The organism is Micrococcus sp. KBS0714, assembly GCF_002008305.4.
Lineage (GTDB): Bacteria > Actinomycetota > Actinomycetes > Actinomycetales > Micrococcaceae > Micrococcus > Micrococcus luteus.
In genome coordinates, this window is the sequence record NZ_CP042169.1 from 2,364,941 (window position 1) to 2,384,202 (window position 19,262).

Genomic DNA, 19,262 nt, shown 5'->3' on the forward strand with positions numbered 1-19,262 from the left:
GTCGTCGACCGTCCGGAATCGTCTGCGGAACTGACCCTTCTGGGGGGTCTGATCCCGCCTCAGAAGGGTCAGTTCCGCAGACGATTCGCCGGGGCCGAGCCGGGGGCGCCCGCGGCCCTGCGGCCGTCCGCACGGCGGTAGGCCATCGCGAGCACGGCCCCGGAGAGGTTATGCCAGATCGAGAACACGGCGCCCGGCAGGGCTGCCGCCGGCGAGATGTACTGCGCGGCGAGGCCCGCGGCCAGGCCCGAGTTCTGCATGCCGACCTCGATCGAGACCGTGCGCGCCACGGGCGTGGGCAGCCGGAACAGCTTCGCCGCGCCGTAGCCGAGCAGGTAGCCGAGCCCGTTGTGCAGCACCACCGCTGCGAACACCAGCAGGCCCGCCGACAGCACGCGGGAGGCGCTGTTGCCGACGACGGCGGCCACCACCAGCGCGATGAACACCACCGAGACCCACGGCAGGGCGGGCAGCACGCGGTCGACGACGCGGCGCAGCAGCAGGCGCACGACGAGTCCGCCCAGGACCGGCAGGAGCACGATGTTCACGATGGACTTGGCCATGGCGCCGCCGTCGACGGCCATGTACTGGCCGGCCAGCCACAGGGTGAGCAGCGGCGTGAGTAGCGGAGCCAGGAGCGTGGACACGGAGGTCATGGCCACGGAGAGGGCTGTGTCGGCGCGGGCGAGATAGCTGACCACGTTCGAGGACGTGCCGCCCGGGGTCGAGCCCACGAGGATCACGCCCGCCGCGAGCTCGGGCGGCAGCTGGAGCACGACGGCGACGCCGAGCCCCAGCAGCGGCATGATCGCGTACTGCGCCACCACGCCCAGCAGCACGGGCAGCGGCCGGCGGGCGACGAGGCCGAAGTCCGGAAGGGTCAGCGTCAGGCCCATGCCGAACATGATGATCCCGAGGAACAGGTTCACCTGGGGCAGCAGCGTCTTCGCGGCGGTCGGGGCGAGGAAGCCCACGAGCGCGGCGGCGAGCACCAGCAGCGGGAAGACGGTGACGGCGATGCGCGCGGAGCGGTCTTCCGCGCGGCGGGCGTCGGTGGGGGCGGGATCCGGTGCGGTCATCCCGTCATGGTAAGAGCGGGGCCGCGGTGCGTCGTCGCGTGACGCGGCGCCGTCGTCGGCCTTCCGGAATCTTCTGCGCCCCTGACCCTTCTGGACGTCCGCTCCCGCCCCAGAAGGGTCAGTTCCGCAGACGATCCTCCGCGCCACCGGCGTCGAGACCGCCACGCTCCGCGATCGCGGCCCGCACCAGCCCCGCCGTCTCGACGAATCCCCGCCACCGGTCCGTCCCCGCCACCCGGATGTTGAGCCAGCCCTGACGCAGGAACACCGCGTCCCGGCGGGTGTCCTTGCCGACCTGCGCGGCGCCGTCGTGGGTCTTGCCCTCGTAGTGGATCGCGATCCGCCACCGCCGGTAGCCGAGGTCCGCGCTGGCGGGGTGCCACAGCGAGTAGTCCGGGTCCCAGAGCTCGATCTGCAGGTCCGGCTCGGGCAGCCCCGCGGCCATCAGCGCCAGGCGCAGTTCGGTCTCGGCCGGGGAGTCGGAACCGGTGCGCACGAGCGCGAGCGCCTCCCGCGCCCGCACGATCCCGGCCTCGCCGGTGTGCCGCTCGAGCGCGGCGCCGAGCTCCCGGCGGGTGGCCAGCGCGACCTTCCCCCGCCGTTCGTCCTCCCGTGCCAGCCGATCTCCGACCGCCACGAGCGCGTCTCGGTCCAGGACGGTGGCCAGGTGGAACCAGGTGTCGGCGTGCGAGGTCCATCGCAGCCCGTGCAGCCGGTCCCTCCGCACGAGGACGCGGTCTAGGTCCACGAGCCGGGTGCGCACGCCGGGCTCCCGCAGCACCCGGCGGGTGCGGGACCGCAGGACGGTAGGACGCACCCGGGCCTTCACGTCGTCCGGGAGGGGCCAGCCCAGCAGCCGGGCCACGGACTCTCCGGTCACCACGACGTCGGGACGCATCGCCGCCAGGTCCTGCAGCCGGGACAGCTCGGTGGCGAGGGGACGCGCGGGCGGCGTCGCCCCGGTGACGGGGCCGATCCAGCGGTAGTGGCCGTGCGCGACGCGTTCGACGTCCCGGCTGCGCAGCCGCGACCCGGACACCCCGGCGGCCAGCGCCTGCGCCCGCGTGAACGGGGCGTCCTGGAGGTGGGCGGGGAAGGGTCCGGGCACGCGCATGGCCCCGATCCTGCTCGCTCCCGACGTCGGCGGGCCCGGTTGTCCACAGGCCCTGCGGAGGCGTCGGGCCGACGTCGTCGTGGACGTCCTGCCGCGCGCTGGGAATCCGTTGCACATCTGACCCTTCTGGGCCGCCGCGCAGCGCTCGGAAGGGTCGGATCCGCAGAAGATTCCGGGATCACCCGCTCAGCCCGTACTCCTTCAGCATCTTCCGGGCCTCCTGGGTGCCGGCCCTCTGCAGCTCGAGCAGCTGCGCGTAGATCCCGCCGGACTCGGCCAGCTCGGCCGGGGTCCCGATCTCCTGCACCTGCCCGCCGCGCAGCGTGACGATCCGGTCCACGGACGCGATCGTGCTCAGCCGGTGCGCCACGATCAGGCTCGACCGCCCCACCATCAGCTCCTCGAGGGCCGCCTGCACGAGCCGTTCGGACTTCGTGTCCAGCGCGGAGGTGGCCTCGTCCAGCACGAGGATCGGCGCGTCCTTCAGCACGGCCCGCGCCACCGCGATCCGCTGCTTCTGCCCGCCGGACAGCCGCAGCCCGCGCTCGCCGATCACCTGCTCGTAGCCGTCGTCGAACGCCTCCACGAACCGGTGCGCGTACGCGGCCTCGGCGGCGGCCCGGACGCGCTCGTCGGAGGCGTCGGGGTCCGCGTAGGCGATGTTCTCGCGCACCGTCCCGGAGAACAGGCTCGGCTCCTGGAACACGGTGGCGATCCGCCCGCGCAGCACGGCCAGGTCCAGCCCGGCGACGTCCTGTCCGAACACCTCGATGCGTCCGCTCGTCACCGGGTACAGCCCCAGCAGCAGGTGCGCGATGGTCGACTTCCCGCCGCCCGACTCGCCCACGAGCGCCACCCTGGCACCCCGCGGGATGTCGAAGGACACGCGGTCCAGCACGGGGCGGGAGGCGTCGGCGTCGTAGGCGAAGGAGACCTCGTCGAAGCGCACGGCCGGCACGTCCGCGGGGACGTCCGGCGCACCCGGCACGACGTCGGCCCGCGGCTCCGCCGGCACGCGCGGTGCGTCCGCACCCGCCGACTCCGCACTCGCGCCCGCCACCGCGAGCGCCGCCCCGCCGGCCCGCTCGCGCTCCTCGGCGAGCACCTCGAAGTAGTCCTTCGACCCGGCGACGGCCCGCTGGGCGGAGTCCACGAGGAAGCTCATGGAGAAGATCGGCTGCCGGGCCATGTTCATCAGCTGCAGGAGGATCACCATGTCGCCCACGGAGAACAGGCCCTGCGCGGTGCGGACGAACACGATCAGGTACATCGCGCCGAAGGCCACGTTCAGGGCGAGCCGGCGCCCGGCGTCCATGCCGTGCCAGAACCGGGACTGCTGCCGGGTGATTCCCACGGTCCGCAGGAACCGGTCGCGGAACCCGCTGAGCTCGTGGTCCTGCCGGTTGTAGGCCCGCACCACAGACATCTGGGAGACCACCTCGGCGAACCGCCCCGAGGCGATGTCCACCTCCGTGTTCTTCTCCCCCTCCCACACCTGCCACTTCGTGGAGGTGCGCGCGGTGAGCCACATGTACACGGGGAAGACGACGGCCAGCAGGATCGCCAGCGGCCACCAGTAGAACGCGGTGATCACGAGCACCGCGGCGGTGGTGATGAGCATGGTGAACGCGTTGTTCGCGAAGAACTGCAGGAACTGGGTGAGCTCGTTGATGGTGCGGTTCAACCGGTTGACGACCCGCCCGGTGATCGCGGTGTCGAAGTACCGCTGGGGCAGGTGCAGCAGCTGCTCGAAGTACCGCGTGGAGAGGATGGTGCGCATGCGTGCGGCCATCACGTCGCCCCAGTAGCCGCCGACGCTCACCACCAGGGTGGTCGCCACCTCGACGGCGAGGAACGCGACCGCCAGCCAGGTCACCGCGGTGACGGCCTCGGCCACGTCGGTCTCCCCCGCGACGGCGGCGACGATCCGGTCCGTGGCCGCACCGATCAGGAACGGGGTGGCCAGGGCCAGCACCGCGGCCAGCACGGAGCTGACGGCGATGCCGAGGTAGAGGCGGTTGAGCTGGGGCGCGAAGCGCAGGATGCGGAGCAGCGACGTCACCGGGCCAGGCTAGTGGCCGGGGCGGACGTCAGCGCGGGCCGGTCGGCCCGCGCTGACGTCAGAACGGGGGCGTGGCGGCGACGGCGGCCAGCACGGGGTGCAGCAGCGGGGCCACGCCGTGCCCGCCCGGTGCGGCCGGGGCGGCGGGGTCCATCCAGTGCAGCGCGACGATCTCGTCCGTCGGCTCGGGGACCTCGTGCCGGGCGACGGGCCGCCACAGCGCGAACACCTCCGAGTGCAGGGCGGCGCCGGGCTCGTTGGCGGCGGCGGTGTCCCACGCGCCGAGGCGGGTCAGCTCGTCCGGGCGCAGGCGCAGCCCGGTCTCCTCGGCCACCTCGCGGACGGCGGTGTCCACGGGGGCCTCGCCGGGCAGGTGCTTGCCGCCGGGGAACATGAACATGGCGGTGCCGGCCTTGCGGACGGTCAGCACGCGGCGGTCCGGGCGGGCCAGCACGACGGCGGAGACGCGGATGACCTCCCCGGCCGTGACGGTCGGGGTGCGGGCGGAGTCGGAGGGGGAAGGACTCATGCCCCCATCATCCTCCCCGCGCGGCTCAGAGGAGCGTGAGCCCCACCTTCACGGCGATTCCCAGCATGAGCACGCCCACCACGGCGTCCACGATCCGCCACGTCCGCGCCGAGTCCATGGACGGGGCGAGCTTGGTGCCGCCCCAGCCGAGCGCGGTGAACCACACGAGCGAGGCCGCCACCGCGCCGCCCACGTACGCCCACTTCGCTGCCCCGAATGTCTGCGCGAAGGTGCCCATCATGACCACGGTGTCGAGGATGGCGTGCGGGTTCACCAGGGAGACGGACAGCGCCAGCAGGATGATCCGCGGCAGCGGCGTCTGCGGGCGGTCCAGCGCCACGCGGCGCGGCTGCACGCGCTGCCGCACCGTCACCGACCCGCCGCCCGAGGGGGCGCCGAAGCCGGGCGCGCCGTCGTCGTGATGCCCGACGCCGGCCCCGGCCGGCTCGCGCTCGGCCAGGCGGCCGGTCACCGGGTCGATCAGCGGCAGCTCACCGGTGAGGACCGCGAGGTCGATGCGGTCGGGGCCGTGCCCGGTCCCCTCGACGTCCGCGGCCGCGGTGCTGAGGGTCCGGTCCCCGCGCCAGGCGGAGCGCAGCGCGCCCGCGGCGAACCCGAGGAGGTAGACCACGCCGGCCACGGTCAGCGCGGGCACGAGCCACGGCCAGCGCTCGGCCACCACGCCCACGCCGCCGGCGCCGAGCACGAGCAGCGCCACATCGGCCACGAAGCACACGGTCAGGACGGTCCACACGCGGTCGCGTCGGACGATCTGGCGCAGCAGGAACAGGGTCTGCGCGCCGATGGCGACGATGAGGGCGAGGTAGGTCAGGAATCCGGTGGCGAAGATGGTCACCGAGCGAGGATAGGAGCCGTCCCACGTCCGTGCCATCGCGATCTTCTTCAGGATCTGAAGACATCCTTCATGGCCACCCCTACCCTGGACCGCATGAACTCCGACCACCTGCGCGCCCTCGTCGCGGCCGTCGACCACGGCACCTTCGACGCCGCCGCGGACTCCCTGCGGATCTCCGGCTCGGCCTTCTCGCAGCGGATCAAGGCCCTGGAGCGGCAGGTGGGCCAGGTGCTCCTGGCCCGCACCGTCCCCGTCCGGCCGACCGCGGCCGGAGAGCGCATGCTCCGTCTCGCCCGGCAGACCCTCGCGCTCGAGGACGAGACGCTCGCCGCGCTCGGCCGGGGTGACGGCGGCCGCGTGCCGCTGCGCGTGGCCCTCAACGCGGACTCCCTCGACACGTGGTGGGAGCCCGTGCTGCGCGAGGCGGCGACGTGGGACGACGTCGTCCTGCAGATGCAGTCCGAGGACCAGGAGCACACCGCCGTCCTGCTGCGGGACGGCGCGGTCGTGGCCGCCGTGACGGACGACCCCACGCCCGTGGCCGGGTGCACCTCCACCCCGCTGGGCACGATGCGCTATCACGCGGTGTGCGCGTCCTTCCTGCTGGAGCTGCACCGCGACGCGCGGGGCCGGGTGGACTTCGGCTCGCTGCCGATCGTGGACTACGGCCCCCGTGACGGCCTGCAGCACACGGTGCTGCGCCGCGTCACCCGCGGCCGGCCCGTGGCCGACCCGCCGACCCACCTCGTGCCGTCCGTGCACGCGTATCTGCGGGCGGTGGAGCTCGGGCTGGGCTGGGGCATGCTCCCCTCGGTGCAGATCCCGCCGGGCGTGCTCGAGGGCCGGCACCCCGACCTCGAGACGATCCCGGCCCTCGGCGCGGCCGACGTGCACCTGCACTGGCAGCGCTGGACGGCCGGGACCGCGGCTCTGGACCGCCTCACGGACGCGGTGCTGCGCGCCGCGCCCTCGGCGGGGGACACCGCGGACTGACGGGCGCATTCGAGACCCGCCCCGGACACACCGCGACCCCCGCCGGAGGGGCGGGGGTCGCGGTCACGGGCCGCTCGGGGCGGCCGGGGTCGGGTCAGCGGGCGTCGCCGGTGCCCGGGCGGCGGGTGGCGTCGCCCAGGGTGCCGTCGGCCTCGCGACGGCGGGCGTCCGCGCCCTCGGTGCGCACGTCGCCGGCGCGGTCGTCCACGCGGTGCACGTCATGGTCACGGTGCGCGCCGGCCACGTGGTGGTCGCGGCGCACGGGCTCGGCGTGCACCTCACGCTTGCGGCGACCGGCCAGGCCCGCGAGGCCCAGCAGGCCGGCCAGGCCCCACAGGCCCCAGTTGCCGTTGTCGTCCTTCTCCTCCTCCTGGGGGGCGGGCGACTCGGAGGCCGGTGCCGTGGTGGCGGTCTCGGTGGCCGGGGCCGTGGTCTGCGCGACGGCGGCGGGGGCACCGAGGCCGGTGACGACGGCGGCGCCGAGGGTCAGGGCGGTGGCGGTGCGGCGGATGTCAGTCATGATCGTGCTCCTCTCACCGGCGGCCTGCGCCGACCGGCGTCGGGGTGGATCGGCCGGAAGTCCCGGACGACCCTGTCGGTCATACACAGGCACCGTACGCATAGGGGGGTGGGGATACGTCAACGGTTGCCGTCCCGGGGTCAGGGCCGGCCGGCCCGGGCGGAGCCGCAGCAGGAGCCCGCAGCCCCCGGCCCGGCGCGCCCCGGGGTGCAGGGCACGACGACGTCGAAACGCGTCCACCCGCCCTCGGACGCCACGGTCACGTCCCCGCCGTGGCTGCGCGCGATCGAGCGCACGATGGCCAGACCCAGACCCGTGGACGGCTCCGTGCCCGGGGGGCCCGTCCGGCCCTTCCCGGGGCCGCGGACGAAGCGGTGGAAGAGGGTGGCGTGTCGGTCGGCCGGGATGCCGCCGCCGTCGTCGTGGACGCTGACGAGCATGAAGCCGGGCCGGGGCTGGTCCTGCCGCACGGAGGCCGTGACGGTGGTCCCGACGGGGGTGTGCTTGGCCGCGTTGGAGAGCAGGTTGCCGACCACGCGGGCCAGCTGCGACCGGTCACCGGTGACGGACCGCTGGGTGCCCGGCTCCACCCCCTCGGGCAGGTCCACCACCCACGTGTGGTCCGGCCACGCCGCGCGGGCGTCCATCACCCCCTCGAGGACCACCTCGGACAGATCCACCCGTTCGGCCAGCGCCACCTCCTCGGAGGGCTCCAGGCCCATGGCCCGGCCGCGCGAGACGGACTCGAGCCGTTCGAGCAGGAGCATGTCGTCCACGAGGGCGGCCATCCGGTCGGCCTGGAACAGCACCCGGTCGAGCGACCGCCGGCCGGTCGCGGAGAGCTCCTCCGTCATCGCGATCATCTCGGCGTAGCCGCGCACCGAGGCGAGCGGCGTGCGCAGCTCGTGGGAGGCGTCCGCCATGAACCGGCGCATCTGCTGCTCCTGCACGCGGCGCTGCTCCAGGGCCGCCTCGACCGAGCCGGTGAACCGGTCGAGCGCCTGGGCGACGACGGCCACCTCGTCCGGCCCCTGCAGGAGCCGAGGCGGCATGCGTGAGTCCTCCGGATCGAGCCCGGCGCGGGCCATGTCCACCTGGGCGACCCGCTCGGCGACGGCGGCGACCTCGCGCAGCGGGGCCAGTCCCCGACGCAGCCACAGGGTCACCAGGATCGCGGTGGTGAGGACGGTGACGGACAGTCCGACGGCGACCGCGAGCAGCGCCTGCCGTGTGACGTCGGACATGGCGCCCGTCGGCGCCCCCACCACGAGCACCTGGTCCGCGGCCACCCAGGGGCCCGGCGCGGTCAGGGTCTGGGCCTGGACGCGATAGGAGACGTCGCCGACGACGGCGTCCAGCATCGGCCCGCCCGGCCGGTCCCGGAGGGCGTGCAGAAGGTCGTGGGCCTCCCGCGCCGTGAGCGGCACGGACTCCCCGGCGTCACCGACCCGGTGCCCGATGAGGGCGTCCTGCTGATGCTCCTCCAGACCGGAGAGCGGGACGAGCGCGACCACCGTGCCCTCGGGCTGGCCGAGGGTGCCCGGCACGCGGAGGTCCCCCTGCCCCGGGCCGCCGTCGCCCCCTCCGCCCGGCGAGGGGGCCGTCAGCTGCTCCGAGGCGCGGATCCATGCTTCGGAGGCGTCCCGGGAGGCGGATTCGGTCAGCAGGGCCTTCGTGATGCCGGCCGCGTAGAACGAGTAGGCCAGGATGGTGGCCATCAGGATCAGAAGGACGCCGGCGCCGATGCGTCGGGCCAGCGACGTGGGCCGCCTGCGGCGGGTGCTGCCGTGCCCCGACGGGACCGCGGCGGTCTCAGGCAGGCCGGATGACATACCCGGCGCCGCGGATGGTGTGGATCATGGGATCCCGGTCCGCGTCGATCTTCTTCCGCAGGTAGGAGATGTACAGCTCGACGATGTTCGCGCGGCCGCCGAAGTCGTAGCCCCAGACGTCCTGCAGGATGCGCTCCTTGGAGAGCACCGTGCGGACGTTGGCCATGAGGAACTTCAGCAGGTTGTACTGCGTGGCCGTCAGCTCGATCTCGTCGCCGCCGCGGGTCACCTCGTGGGTGCGGGTGTTCATCACCAGGTCGCCGACCACGAGCACCTCGGAGCCGCCCGAGACCACGCCGGAGCGCTGCACGAGCCGGTGCGCGCGGATGAGCACCTCCTCCATGGAGAAGGGCTTGGTCACGTAGTCGTCGCTGCCGGCGGCCAGGCCCGCCACGCGGTCCTCGGTCGCGTCCTTGGCGGTGAGGAACATGGCGGGCATCTCCGACCAGTGGGCGCGCAGGCGATCCAGGACGTCCAGGCCGTCCATGTCCGGCAGCATGACGTCCAGGATCGCCAGGTCCGGACGGCCGGCGGTGCCCAGCTCGGCGGCGGTCGCGCCGTCGTGGGCCACGATCACCTCCCAGCCGCAGAGGGTGAAGCCCATGGAGAGCAGGTCGGCGATCATCGGCTCGTCGTCCACGACGAGCACCCGCACCGGCGCGCCGTCCGGGTGCGAGAGCTCGGGCAGGACCTTCTTCAGCTCCGCCATGGATGACGGGCCGGTGGTGCTCTGGATGGGGCTCACAAGGTTCCTCTACGTTCAAGAGACGGTTCACGGTGCCCACGCGGACGTCGCGGGCTGCGGGGGACGAGCGCCTCGCGACGGAGGGGCGACGCCGTTCCGGGGGATGGCGGACGGGCGGCGACCGGAGGCCGGGGGGTGCGCGGATCCCCCCTCGACGGAGCCCCATGCTACGCGGATCAGCCGGGTCGGCCCAGAGTCTTCTCGGATTGCGGACATCAGCGTGACTCGTCACAGCCCTGACGCATCCGGCGGCGCCACCGGGGCCGCCCTGTGCTGACGCCGCGCCGCGTGGCCCGCGTCAGTCGACCGGCTTCATGGCCCAGTGCGTGGCCAGGGTGCCGAACATGTGGGTCTCGTGCCCGATGTTCACGAAGCCGGCCTCGGCGAAGAGGTCCGCGACCTCGTCCGGCGTGTGGAACGCCTTCGTCGAGGAGGACAGGTACGCGTAGGCCTCCGGCCGGTCGGCGATCAGCTTCGCCAGCTGTGGCATCACCCGGTGGATGTAGAAGGAGGAGAAGGGCTTGAGCACGTTGTCCGGCGCCGGCGACGTCTCGAGGGCCGCGACCCAGCCGCCCGGGCGCAGCACACGGAACTGCTCGGCGAGGGTCGCCGGGATGTCCGCGACGTTGCGCAGCAGGTAGCCGTGGGTCACGGCGTCGAACGAGCCGGCCTCGAACGGCAGGTCCGTGGCGTCCGCGACGACCCACTCGATGCGGTCCCCGCCCGCGCGGGCACGGCCGACCTCCATCATCTCGGCGGCGATGTCGGCGCCCACCACCTGCGCGTCGGGGTGCTGCTTGAGCACCTCGAACGCGAGGTCCCCGGTGCCGGTGGCCAGGTCGAGCACGCGGGCCTGCGCGGGGATGTTGGCCCGCGCCACCGTGCGGCGCACCAGGCGCGGCTCCTGACCCCATGTCATGACGGCGTTCATCAGGTCGTAGCGGCCGGCGATGGCGTCGAACATCGCGGAGACCCGGTCGTGGTGGTCGGCGGCGCCGCGCTGCGCGTCGCCGCGCGGGGCGGGGAGGGGGTTCTGGCTCACCAGGCCACCGTATCCCGCCCACCTCCCCCGACGACGCCCCTCACCGGGATTGCACAGGGGAGTTAGGTTGCCCTAATCTTCCAGAGTTACCTCACGTCGGTGTTTGCTAATACCGGCCCGGCAGGGCCGACGCATCCTCCGACCGCAGACCCGACCCCCTCCGCCCGGCGCCCGCGCGTCGCGACCGTGAAAGGCCACCACCATGGCACCGTCCCCCCTGTCCCGCCGCTCCCTCCTCGCCAGCGGGGGAGTCGGGCTCACCCTCCTGCTCGCCGCGTGCTCCACCGGCCCGGCCGGAGGCTCGGCCTCGTCCTCGTCGGCCGGTGCGTCGTCGTCAGACGCCGCGGGCGGGGACGCCGCGTTCCCCCGCAGCATCGAGCACGTCTACGGCACCACCGAGATCCCGCAGCGCCCGACCCGCGTGGCCACCGTGTCCTGGGTGAACCAGGACGTGACCCTCGCCCTCGGGGTGGTGCCGGTGGGCATGGCCGCCGTGGAGTTCGGGGGGAACGCGGAGAAGTCCACCGACTGGTTCGACGCGAAGCTCGCCGAGACCGAGGGCGCCCAGAAGCCCGTGCAGTGGTCCGAGGCCTCCGGCATCGACGCCGAGGCGATCGCCGCCGTGAAGCCGGACGTCATCCTCGCCGTCTACTCCGGCATCACGCAGGAGGACTACGACCGCCTCTCGAAGATCGCCCCCACCGTGGCCTACCCGAAGGACGTCCCCGCCTACGGCACCTCGTGGCAGCAGTCCACGGAGGTCATCGGCCGCGTGCTCGGCAAGGAGCAGGAGGCGGAGGAGCTCATCGCGGACCTCGAGCAGCAGATCAAGGACGCGGGCGAGAAGCACGCGGACCTCCAGGGCGCGTCCTTCGTCTACGGCACCATCGACCCCGCCGCCGCGGACCAGATCAGCATCTACACGGACGTGGACAACCGCCCGAAGTTCCTCGAGCTGCTCGGCATGGAGCAGGCGCCGGTGGTGACGGAGAACTCCCCGGAGGACCAGGCGTTCTTCTTCACGTGGTCGCCCGAGCGCGCGGACGAGCTGGAGTCGGACGTGTTCGTCTCCTGGGCCGCCCAGGACTCGGTCCGCGAGGCCATCGAGTCCGACCCCCTGCTGGGCTCGATCCCGGCCGTGAAGGCCGGCGCCCTCGTCCTGCAGACGGACGAGCAGGAGGTCCTCTCCGTCTCCGCGATCTCCCCGCTGTCCATCCCGTTCGCGCTCGAGAAGGTCGTCCCGCCGATCGCCGAGGCCGCGAAGACCGCGCAGGGCTGATCCCTCCCCATGCCGTCCACGGCCCTGGCCTCCCCGGCCCGCGTCCGCGCGGGCGTGCTGATGGGCGCCCTGCCCGCGGCGCTGCTGCTGGCGGCGCTCGTGGCCGGCGTCGCCCTCGGCGCGCGCACCGTGCCGGCGACGACGGCGCTCGACACCCTGGGCGCGATCCTCACCGGGCACCCCGTGCCGGAGGGCATCGAGGCGGCGGCCGTGGCCTCCCGCGTGCCCCGCGTGGTGACGGGGGCGCTCGTGGGGGCGGCGCTGGCCGTGGCCGGCGCCGCCCTGCAGGGGGCCACCCGCAACCCGCTCGGCGACCCGGGGCTGCTCGGGCTCTCCGCCGGCGCGGGGCTGGCCGTGGCGGCGGGCATGGCGCTCGGCGTCGCCGGCTCCACGTTCGGGGTGCTGGCGCTGGCCGCCGTCGGGACGCTGGTCGCGGCCGCGCTCGGCTACGCGGTGGCGGCGGCCGCCACACGGAGTGGCCGGACGCCCGGCGCCCCCTCCCCCATGGCGCTCGTGCTGGCCGGCGCGGCGCTCACCGCCGGCGCCACCGCCGGCACCACGGCGCTGCTCGTGCTCTCCCCCACGGTCCAGGACCGACTGCGGTTCTGGGCCGTGGGCACGGTGGCCCGCGCCGACCTCGGCGAGGCGCTCGCCCTGGCGCCCGTGATCGCCGTCGGGCTGCTCGCCGCCGTCGCCGTGGCCCCCGGGCTCGACGCCCTCGCCCTCGGCGACGACCTCGCGCACGGCCTGGGCGGGCGCCCGGAGCGGGTGCGCGCGGTGCTGCTGGGCGCGGTCGTGCTGCTCACGGCCGCGGCGGTGGCGCTGGCCGGGCCGGTCGGGTTCGTGGGACTGCTCGTGCCCCACGCGCTGCGCCGTCTGCGGCCGCCGAGCACGCGGGCCCTGATGGTCGGCTGCGCCCTGTGGGGCGCCGTCCTCGTGATCCTCGCGGACCTCGCCGGGCGGCTCGTCGTGGCGCCCGGGGAGATCCACCTCGGGGTGACCACCGTCCTGCTCGGCGTGCCCGTGCTGCTGGCGCTGCTGCGCCGCCCGGGGGTGGCCGCATGAGCCTCCAGTGCACCGCCCCGGACGACGTCGTCGCCCGCCTGCGCCGCGCCGACCGGCGCCGCCTCGGAGGGGCCTGCGCGGGCCTCGCCGTGGCCGTGCTGGTCCTCGCCCTGCTGCGCGTGGTGTGGGGCACGTACCAGGTGACCGTCCCGGACCTCGTGCGGATCCTGGGCGGGGAGACGATCCCGGGAGCGAGCTTCATCGTGCTGGAGGAGAAGCTGCCCCGCGCCGTGGCCGCAGTGCTCACCGGCGCCGCCCTGGGCGCGGCCGGCGCGCTCTACCGGCGCACGCTGCGCAACCCCCTGGCCTCGCCGGACATCCTGGGCGTCACCCAGGGCGCCGCGGCGGCGGTCGTGCTGGGGATGCTGGCGACCGCCGGGCAGACCGGCGGAGGATCGGACCTGATGCGCGCCGCCACGGCACTGATCGGTGGCCTCGCGGCGGTGGTCGCCGTGTTCGCCACGGCCCGCTCGGTGGGGGGCGAGCGGTTCGTCGTGGCCGGCATCGCGGTGGCGGCGGCGGGCCAGGCCGTGGTGGCCGGGGCCATGCTCTCGCTGGCCCAGCACGACCTGCAGTCGGCCACCGTCTGGATCGCCGGCTCGCTCAACGGGGTCACGTGGGGCCGCATCGCGCTGCTCGCGGGCGTGCTCGTGGTCGCCCTGCCGCTGGCGGGGGTGCTCCACGCGCGGCTGGCCCCCGCCGACGTCGGCCCGGACCTCGCGCACGCCCTCGGCGCCCGGCCGCGTCCCACCTCGGCCGCGGCGCTGGGGCTCGGCGCGGTGCTGGCCGCCGTGGCGACCGCCGTCGTGGGGCCGCTGGCGTTCGTGGCGCTGCTGGCCACCCCGGTGGCGCGCGGGCTCACCCGCGGCCTGCCCTCCCTGCCCGCGGCGGCGCTCACGGGCGCCGCGCTCGTGCTGCTCGCGGACCTCGTGGCCGGCGAGGCCGTCCCCCTGCTCACCGGCGCCGCCCTGCCCACCGGTGTGCTCACCGGCGCCGCCGGCGCCCCGCTCATGCTCTGGCTGCTGCTGTGCCAGGGCCGGACCCCAGGAGGCGTGCGCTCCGCATGACCGCTCCCCCGCTCACCGTCCCGTCCCCCGCCGCACCGCGCGCCGGGGCCGCCGACGACGTCGCGATCCGCCTGCGCGGCCTGACGCTCGGCTACGGCCCGGCCTCGGCGCCGCCGATCGTCGCGGACCTCGACCTGGACGTGCCCGCCGGGCGCGTCACCGCGATCATCGGCGCCAACGGCTGCGGCAAGTCCACGCTGCTGCGCGGCCTGACCCGCCAGCTCGCCCCGCGCGCCGGGAGCATCGAGGTGCTCGGTCGGGACGCCGCCCGCGTGTCCGCGCGCGACTACGCCCGCACCGTGGCGCTGCTGCCCCAGCATCCCGTGGCGCCCGAGGGCATGACGGTGGCGCAGCTCGTGGCGCGCGGCCGTCACCCGCACCGCGGGCTCCTGGGCGGCCGGGCCGCCGGCGACGACGCCGCGATCGCCTCGGCGCTCGAGCGCACCGACCTCGTGGAGCTCGCCGACCGCGAGGCCGGCACGCTCTCCGGCGGGCAGCGGCAGCGGGCGTGGCTCGCCCTCGTGCTCGCCCAGCAGACCCCGGTGGTGCTCCTCGACGAGCCCACGAGCTACCTCGACCTCAGCCATCAGGTGGAGGTGCTGGACCTGGTGCGCGCGCTCCCGGACCCGCGCGGCGGGGGCCGGGCGACCGTCGTCGCGGTGCTGCACGAGCTGAACCTGGCGGCGCGCAGCGCGGACCACATCGTGGCGATGGCCGCGGGCCGGGTGGTGGCGCAGGGCACGCCGGGCGAGGTGATCGTGCCGGAGGTGCTGGCCGAGGTGTTCGGCCTGGACGCGGACGTGGTGGCCGACCCGCTGCTGGGCCACCCCGTGGTGCTGCCGCGCGGGGACGGGGACCGCCGATGAGCGCCGACGGCATGATCGTGGCGCACACGCGCGTGGTGTCCGTGGAGCAGCCGTGCCGCGGGTTCCGGCGGATCGTGCTGGCGGGCCCGGACCTGGAGGCCGCCAGCGGGGACCTGCTGGGACTGCTGCCGCCCGGCGTCGCCGACCTGCACGCCCTGTACCGGGGCGCGCGGCCGCGCCGGGACGCCTATGTGAAGCTGCTGATCCCCCCGCCGGGCGGGACGTCGGCGGACCCGGACCTGTCCGCCGGGTTCCGCGCCGGGTTCCTGGCCATCCCCGAGGAGGAGCGCGGCTGGATGCGCACGTACACGGTGCGCTCGGCCGGGCTCGTGCGGCTCGACGGGCGGCAGGTGCCCTCGCTGACCGTGGACGTGGTGCTGCACGGCGACCCGGACGACCCCGCCGACCCGCATCAGGGGCCGGGCCTGCGCTGGGCGCGCGCCGTCCAGGCGGGGGACGCGGTGAACGTGCTGGTGCCCTCGGCGGAGGCGCCGGCGTGGTCCGGCTGGCGGCAGACGGGGGCGCACCGTGTGCTGGCCGTGGGCGACGAGACCGCCGTCCCCGCCCTGGTGTCCGTGGCGGAGGAGCTCGCGGACCCGTTCGGCGGGTTCGACGGCGAGGCGGACCTCGTGCTCGAGCTGCCCCACGACGGGCAGGCCGCCGACCTCATCGCCGAGCGCCTGGCCGTCCCCGAGCCGTGGGACTGGCGGGCCGTGACGGAGCTGACGGACCGGGGCCGCGTGCGCCTGCACGTGGGCCGCCGGGCGCCGGGGGCGCCGTCGGGGTCCTGGGCGCACGCCCGCCTCGCCGCCCTGCTGGGCGTGGACCCCGACGACGCCGGCGGGCCGGTCGCGCCGCCCGCGGCCTCCGTCGAGCGCGAGTGGACCGTCGCCGCCCTCGAGGCCGACGAACGGCCCGAGGCCTACGTGTTCCTCGCCGGGGAGTCCGCGATGGTGCGCGCCCTGCGCCGGCTCAGCGTGGGCCCCGGCGGCGTGCCGAAGAAGCACGTCTCCTTCATGGGCTACTGGCGGGAGGGCCAGGCGGAGAGCTGAGGAGTGGGGTGGTGGAGCGCCGCTCCGCCCTCGCACCGGCGTCGGGCTCTCCCTACTGTGGGAGTTCAGCACCCGATCGAACCGAAGGAGAGATTCCCATGACCCGCACCGTGATCATCGGCGGCCACGGCAAGGTGGCCCTGCTCGCCGCACCTCTGCTGGCGGAGGCCGGCCACGACGTCGTCTCGATCATCCGCAACCCCGATCACGCCGAGGACGTCCGCGCCGCCGGCGCCGAACCGCTCGTCCTGGACATCGAGAAGGCGGACCAGGAGGAGCTGCTCCACGCGCTGCGCGACGCGGACAACGTCGTGTTCTCCGCGGGCGCGGGCGGCGGGGACGCCCAGCGCACCCGGGCCGTGGACCACGACGCCGCCGTCGCCAGCATGCGCGCCGCCGAGGCCGCGGGCGTGCGGCGCTACGTGATGGTGTCCTACCTCGGCGCGTCCCTGCACCACGACGTGCCCGAGGACGACCCCTTCTACACCTACGCGCAGGCCAAGGCCGAGGCGGACGAGGCGCTGCGGGACTCCGGGCTGGCCTGGACCATCCTCGGTCCCGGCGCCCTGACCGACGAGGAGCCGTCCGGCCGCATCACCGTGGACCCGGACCTCTCCGACTCCGATGCCCCGCAGCGTGGGGCCAGCCGCGGCAACGTCGCCCGGGCGATCGTGGCCGTGCTCAGCGAGCCGGGCACGGTGGGCCGGAAGATCGACTTCGTGGACGGCGACGTGCCCGTGGCCGAGGCCGTCCGCGGCGACTGACGCGCCGCCGCCGTCGTCGGCCCCTCCCACCCGCGCTTTCGAACGTGAAAGGGGGCGAATGGGGGCTTTCGAACGTGAGATAGGCCCTCTCTCACGTTCGAAAGCGCCGGGGACGGCCCCTCAGGCCAGGCCGAGGCGGCGGTCCACGGTGCCGAGCACGCCCATGAGCCCGGTGAAGCCGGCCAGGATCCCGGCGAGCACGACGCCCACGCTGCGGCGGCCGAGCCGCGGCACGTCGAGGAACGGGTACGGGTACCAGTCGATGCGGGGCCCGCGCGCCATGGTCGCCGCCGCCCACATCAGCGGGATGACCGAGGCCAGCCCGGCGCGCCGCGGCGTGATCTGCCCGCGGGGGTCGCACAGCGCCCACACCGCCGGGGCGAGCACGGGGTTGACGATGTGCTGCAGCGCGTCGTTGAACCGGTAGAGGAAGGTGTCCTGCTCGCGGCCGCGCAGCACCGCGTTGTAGACGATCCCCGTGACCATCACCGAGCCGAGGCCGGCGGTGCGCACGGCCCAGAACGCGTCCGACGTGGGCGCCTCACGACGCGCGGCCAGCGTCAGCGACGTGCCCGCGACCAGCGCGTTGGACAGCCACGTGAAGTACGCCGGCTGGTTGAGGGCGTGGGACCAGCCCGCGGGGAAACCGCCCTGATAGCCGACGCCCGGGATCACCATGGAGTCCTTGGACATCCCGATGGGGAACGAGGTCAGGCACCCGATCAGCGGCAGTGCCCCCGAGACCTGCCACGCCAGGCGGCTCCGACGGTCCACCGGCGGCACGGGACGCGGCTGCAGCCGGGACACGACGGCGTGCGCGATCCGCCCACGGACCCCCTGCGGGGCGGGGCGGGTGCGGCGGACGGAGGGCAGGCTGACGCGGAGGGTGGAAAGGGGCATGGGGGGTCGTCCTCGAACGGCGGGGTCAAGGGATGAGACCGCCCATTCTCACATGAACAGCAGTTGAACGAAAGGGGGCGAGACGGAGAACACCGCCGCGCCCCCCCTCCTGCCCGCCCCGCCGCCTCAGTGGGCGCCGGCCTCCTCCAGCGGCAGGATGCGCTCCGGATCCTCGACCTCCACGCGCACGCCGTCGGCCTGCAGCCGGCGCACGCCCTCGGCGATCAGCCGTCGGCCGACGTCGTCGATCCAGTCCACCCGCGTGAGGTTGAGCACCACGGTGCGGATGGGCCCGTCGTTCTCATCTCGGGCGGCCACGGCGGCGGCCTCGTGCACCGCCCCGCCGCCGGTCGCGGCCGAGAGCGCCGCTCTGTCCGCCGCGGCCTCCTGCCACCGCGGGTAGACGGCGGCGTCCCACCCGGTGCCGGGCTTCTCCGCACCGGTGCGCAGGTCCGTGAGCGCGTCCAGCACCGCCTCGGCGCCGCCGAACCGGATCACGCCCTGCAGGTGCAGGAACACGCGGTCACCCTCGCGTTCCACGAAGCGCACGGCGGTGCCGCCCAGGCTGTCCCCGTCCATGAGATGCAGCCGGAAGTCCTCGGAGAGGCGGCGGCACGCCAGCACGCCGCGCGCCGAGTTGCCCACCTCGTCCAGGCGCGGCGAGAACACGCCGATCCCCACGCGGCCCGGCAGCGCGCCGAGCACACCGCCGGCCACCCCGGACTTGGCCGGGATCCCGACGTCGGCGAGCCACTGCCCGGCGGCGTTGTACATGCCGGAGGAGGTCATCACGGACACCACGCGCCGCACCACGATGGACGGCAGCACCCGCTCGCCCGTCATCGGGTGGATGCCGCCGGTCGCCAGACACGCGCCCATCACGGCGAGGTCCTTGACGGTGACGCGCACGGCGCACTGCGCCACATACCCGGCCACGATCTCCTCGGCGGAGTCCTGCAGCACCCCGTAGCTGCGGAGCATGTGCGCCAGGGCGAGGTTGCGGTCCGAGACCGCCATCTCGGATTCGTACGTCTCCCGGTCCACCGAGAGCCGACGCCCGGCGAGCAGGGACATGATCTCCACGGCCCGGTCCAGCCGCTCCTCCCGGCTCGCCTCCGGTCCCACGAGCAGCTGGTGCACCGCGAGCGCGCCGGCGTTGATCATGGCGTTGTCCGGGCGGTGCGACTCCGCCTCGAGGGAGAGCTCGTTGAAGGCCTCGCCCGAGGGGTTCAACCCCACCTGCCGGTCCACGGCGGCGAAGCCCCGGTCCACGAGCGCGGCCGCGTACGTGAACGGCTTGGACGCGGACTGGATGGTGAACTCCACGTCCGCGTCCCCCGCGCAGTGCAGCCGCCCGGTGGGGGTGGCCAGCGCGATGCCGAAGCGGTCCGGGTCCGCCTCCGCGAGCACGGGGATGTACTGGGCCGTCTCGCCCGGGTTCACGGCGCCGAGCTCGGTGATCAGGCTCGCCAGGTAGTCGGGGATCGGGTGTCTCAT

General features: G+C 74.7%; 18 protein-coding genes. 7 read left to right on the plus strand and 11 right to left on the minus strand.

The window, feature by feature from the left end; all coding sequences use genetic code 11:
• Positions 1-68: 68 nt before the first annotated feature.
• The 5 genes from B1A86_RS10785 to B1A86_RS10805 form a co-directional block, all read right to left on the minus strand.
• Positions 69-1,079 carry a bile acid:sodium symporter family protein gene (locus tag B1A86_RS10785; RefSeq protein WP_078025663.1) on the minus strand — a complete coding sequence of 337 codons (1,011 nt, stop codon included), beginning with the start codon at positions 1,077-1,079 and terminating at the stop codon, positions 69-71.
• A 118-nt stretch (positions 1,080-1,197) separates the two neighbouring features.
• The gene (locus B1A86_RS10790; protein ID WP_036314481.1) at positions 1,198-2,193 is read right to left on the minus strand and encodes a hypothetical protein; all 996 of its coding nucleotides are present in this window, start codon (positions 2,191-2,193) and stop codon (positions 1,198-1,200) included.
• A gap of 178 nt (positions 2,194-2,371) precedes the next feature.
• The gene (locus B1A86_RS10795) at positions 2,372-4,255 is read right to left on the minus strand and encodes an ABC transporter ATP-binding protein (RefSeq protein ID WP_078025662.1); all 1,884 of its coding nucleotides are present in this window, start codon (positions 4,253-4,255) and stop codon (positions 2,372-2,374) included.
• 58 nt (positions 4,256-4,313) lie between these two features.
• Positions 4,314-4,784 carry an NUDIX domain-containing protein gene (locus tag B1A86_RS10800; protein ID WP_078025661.1) on the minus strand — a complete coding sequence of 157 codons (471 nt, stop codon included), beginning with the start codon at positions 4,782-4,784 and terminating at the stop codon, positions 4,314-4,316.
• Positions 4,785-4,809: 25 nt separating this feature from the next.
• A complete protein-coding gene (locus tag B1A86_RS10805) occupies positions 4,810-5,640 on the minus strand; it encodes a LysE/ArgO family amino acid transporter (protein WP_227717951.1) in 831 nt (276 codons plus the stop codon).
• A 69-nt stretch (positions 5,641-5,709) separates the two neighbouring features.
• Between B1A86_RS10805 and B1A86_RS10810 the strand changes: the two genes are divergently transcribed.
• Positions 5,710-6,633, plus strand: a complete 924-nt coding sequence (locus B1A86_RS10810) for an ArgP/LysG family DNA-binding transcriptional regulator (RefSeq protein ID WP_078025660.1) — start codon at positions 5,710-5,712, stop codon at positions 6,631-6,633.
• 94 nt (positions 6,634-6,727) lie between these two features.
• Here B1A86_RS10810 and B1A86_RS10815 read toward each other — a convergent pair whose 3' ends face one another.
• The 4 genes from B1A86_RS10815 to B1A86_RS10835 all read right to left on the minus strand — a co-directional run bounded on the left by B1A86_RS10815 (position 6,728) and on the right by B1A86_RS10835 (position 10,772).
• Positions 6,728-7,153, minus strand: coding sequence for a WGxxGxxG family protein (locus B1A86_RS10815; protein WP_061866758.1), 426 nt, complete (start codon positions 7,151-7,153; stop codon positions 6,728-6,730).
• Positions 7,154-7,293: 140 nt separating this feature from the next.
• Positions 7,294-8,871 (minus strand): HAMP domain-containing sensor histidine kinase, encoded by a 1,578-nt coding sequence (locus B1A86_RS10820; RefSeq protein ID WP_225348784.1) that lies wholly within the window; start codon positions 8,869-8,871, stop codon positions 7,294-7,296.
• Between the two features lie 94 nt (positions 8,872-8,965).
• Positions 8,966-9,694 carry a response regulator transcription factor gene (locus tag B1A86_RS10830; protein WP_036314541.1) on the minus strand — a complete coding sequence of 243 codons (729 nt, stop codon included), beginning with the start codon at positions 9,692-9,694 and terminating at the stop codon, positions 8,966-8,968.
• A gap of 334 nt (positions 9,695-10,028) precedes the next feature.
• Positions 10,029-10,772: a ubiquinone/menaquinone biosynthesis methyltransferase gene (locus B1A86_RS10835; RefSeq protein ID WP_036314489.1), complete on the minus strand. Its 744-nt coding sequence runs from the start codon at positions 10,770-10,772 to the stop codon at positions 10,029-10,031.
• A gap of 202 nt (positions 10,773-10,974) precedes the next feature.
• Between B1A86_RS10835 and B1A86_RS10840 the strand changes: the two genes are divergently transcribed.
• From B1A86_RS10840 to B1A86_RS10865, 6 genes are all read left to right on the plus strand, one after another.
• The gene (locus B1A86_RS10840; RefSeq protein ID WP_078025658.1) at positions 10,975-12,051 is read left to right on the plus strand and encodes an iron-siderophore ABC transporter substrate-binding protein; all 1,077 of its coding nucleotides are present in this window, start codon (positions 10,975-10,977) and stop codon (positions 12,049-12,051) included.
• 9 nt (positions 12,052-12,060) lie between these two features.
• Positions 12,061-13,116, plus strand: coding sequence for an iron ABC transporter permease (locus tag B1A86_RS10845; protein WP_078025657.1), 1,056 nt, complete (start codon positions 12,061-12,063; stop codon positions 13,114-13,116).
• On the plus strand, positions 13,113-14,183 hold the full coding sequence (locus B1A86_RS10850; RefSeq protein ID WP_078025656.1) for an iron chelate uptake ABC transporter family permease subunit: 1,071 nt from the start codon (positions 13,113-13,115) through the stop codon (positions 14,181-14,183). The genes B1A86_RS10845 and B1A86_RS10850 overlap by 4 nt, the downstream gene beginning before the upstream one ends.
• Entirely contained in the window at positions 14,180-15,049 is an 870-nt protein-coding gene (locus B1A86_RS10855) for an ABC transporter ATP-binding protein (RefSeq protein WP_078025655.1), read from the plus strand. Before B1A86_RS10850 ends, B1A86_RS10855 begins: the two co-directional genes overlap by 4 nt.
• Positions 15,046-16,101, plus strand: a complete 1,056-nt coding sequence (locus tag B1A86_RS10860; RefSeq protein ID WP_041104096.1) for a siderophore-interacting protein — start codon at positions 15,046-15,048, stop codon at positions 16,099-16,101. Before B1A86_RS10855 ends, B1A86_RS10860 begins: the two co-directional genes overlap by 4 nt.
• A gap of 98 nt (positions 16,102-16,199) precedes the next feature.
• The gene (locus tag B1A86_RS10865) at positions 16,200-16,865 is read left to right on the plus strand and encodes an SDR family oxidoreductase (protein WP_041104097.1); all 666 of its coding nucleotides are present in this window, start codon (positions 16,200-16,202) and stop codon (positions 16,863-16,865) included.
• 120 nt (positions 16,866-16,985) lie between these two features.
• On the opposite strand, the gene B1A86_RS10870 is transcribed toward B1A86_RS10865, so the two are convergent.
• On the minus strand, positions 16,986-17,765 hold the full coding sequence (locus tag B1A86_RS10870; protein WP_078025654.1) for a Pr6Pr family membrane protein: 780 nt from the start codon (positions 17,763-17,765) through the stop codon (positions 16,986-16,988).
• Between the two features lie 126 nt (positions 17,766-17,891).
• Positions 17,892-19,262: a glutaminase A gene (gene glsA / locus B1A86_RS10875; RefSeq protein WP_069941202.1), complete on the minus strand. Its 1,371-nt coding sequence runs from the start codon at positions 19,260-19,262 to the stop codon at positions 17,892-17,894.